This window comes from Anabaena sp. CCY 9613 (genome assembly GCF_963920895.1).
In the GTDB taxonomy this organism is placed as follows: Bacteria; Cyanobacteriota; Cyanobacteriia; order Cyanobacteriales; family Nostocaceae; genus Cyanocohniella.
Genome location: NZ_CAWUDE010000048.1, coordinates 1 through 1,795, shown reverse-complemented (window position 1 = coordinate 1,795; position 1,795 = coordinate 1). Strand labels below are relative to the sequence as shown.

The window sequence follows — 1,795 nt, the reverse complement described above, 5'->3', positions numbered from 1 at the left end:
TTGACACTCCCCTACCTGAGCAAGTTTCGCTATGCTCACTTACTCCCAAAGGTAGGGGATTCTTCATTCACCGTCAGAATTTGCCCTAGCAGGTTTTCACCAACTAGCGTAGTGATTCCAACTCCTGAAGCGTTACTTCGAGATTGCCCATCTCTAGCTTGTTTAACAAGATTCAGAATATTTTTTGCGGCGTTCACATCTCTTTGCAATTTACATCCACAACTACATTTATGGGTACGAGTTGAAAGAGATTTTTTAACTATTGCACCGCAGTCGCTACATTTTTGAGATGTCATTCTAGGATTGACAGCAACAACTTTAGTATTGAATTTGACTGCAAAATATTCTAGCCAACGACGAAACAAACCCCAGCTAACGTCATTAATTGATTTAGCAAGACAGTGATTTTTTACCATGTTCCTAACTCTCAAATCTTCGTAGACCACTAAGGCGTTAGCCTTGCATACGTTACGCGCAATTCTTTTTGCGTGTTCACTCCGTTGTCTACTTACTTTTAAGTGTTTTCGAGCAGATCTCTGTCTGGCTTTTCGTCGTTGATTTTTACCTTTCTCTTTTTTGTATATCTGACGTTGAGCGTGTTTAATTGCTTTCTCAGATTTCCTTAGAAATCTGGGATTAGGTTCATGATGCCCATTGGAATCAGAGTAGAAAAACTCCAACCCCACATCTAAACCTACTTCACCATCAGCAATTCTAGATTCACTCAACGACTCAGCTTTGATTGCAAACTGGCAATAGTAACCATCGGCTTTTTTGACTAACCTTACCCTCTTAATTAACTTAACTGGGTAGGCGAGAATATCCCACTTGCCGAGCAATTTAACCTCACCAATACCTTTTTTATCAGTGAACGTAATACGTCGTTTAGTGGGGTGCAATGCCCATCCTGACGTTTTATACTCAACAGAACGGTTATCTTTTTGAAATCTGGGATAACCTTTTTTACCTGAAACTTTAGATTGACAATTACCGTAAAACCTATCAATAGCTGACCATGCCCTTTCTGTTGCAGACTGGCAAGCCATTGAATTGAGTTCTTCTACAAATTTAAACTCTTTTCGTAATGCTGTTGAGTAATTGTTGAGCGCAACTTGATTAATGTTCGCTTCTTTCGGTGCGTCCATCCAGTATCTAATTGCTTTATTTCTAATGAACTGCGTAGTTCTAACAGCTTCGTCTATGGCTTGATACTGTATTTTTGTGCCTTTGATTTTGTACTCTAACACCAGCATTACTTAATCACCTCCTAAAGTCGATAGCTTTGAGATATCATCAATATTACCACGCTAGTTAATCCTGTCAATGCCTCAACAATATCGACATGACAATCATTCTGTAACCCTTGTAAACTACCACTTTGTCTTTATTCCTAAGCGTAGACGACCTGTGTTAGTTGGTGAAGTTGAAAAACATTGCAGAGAACTTATATGGGAAGCAGCTAAAAAAATAGAGTGCAACGTAATTTCTTTAGAGATTATGCCTGACCACGTACACTTATTTTTAAACTGCCCTCCCACTGTTGCACCACATCAAATTATGTTTAGAATTAAGGGCTATTCATCCTCTGAACTGCGTAAAAAATTCCCACATTTAAAAAAGATGCCTTCAATGTGGACTCGTTCATATTTTTGTACCACTGCTGGCAATGTAAGCAGCGAGACTATTAAAAGATATATTGAAAACCAGAGAACTGTAGGACGCTAAAGCGTCCCGTGTCGCTTTCATCCACCACCTACAAGGATGGTGGTTTTCAGCTTCCCGCTATTTTTTATAA

2 protein-coding genes are annotated in these 1,795 nt (G+C 39.2%); one reads left to right on the top strand and one right to left on the bottom strand.

Annotated features, from left to right (window positions below; translation table 11 throughout):
* Nucleotides 1-35: 35 nt before the first annotated feature.
* Nucleotides 36-1,253, bottom strand: a complete 1,218-nt coding sequence (locus ACM0OT_RS23735; RefSeq protein ID WP_414566830.1) for an RNA-guided endonuclease InsQ/TnpB family protein — start codon at nucleotides 1,251-1,253, stop codon at nucleotides 36-38.
* A 70-nt stretch (nucleotides 1,254-1,323) separates the two neighbouring features.
* Between ACM0OT_RS23735 and tnpA the strand changes: the two genes are divergently transcribed.
* Nucleotides 1,324-1,725 (top strand): IS200/IS605 family transposase, encoded by a 402-nt coding sequence (tnpA, locus tag ACM0OT_RS23730; RefSeq protein ID WP_414566829.1) that lies wholly within the window; start codon nucleotides 1,324-1,326, stop codon nucleotides 1,723-1,725.
* Nucleotides 1,726-1,795 lie beyond the last annotated feature (70 nt).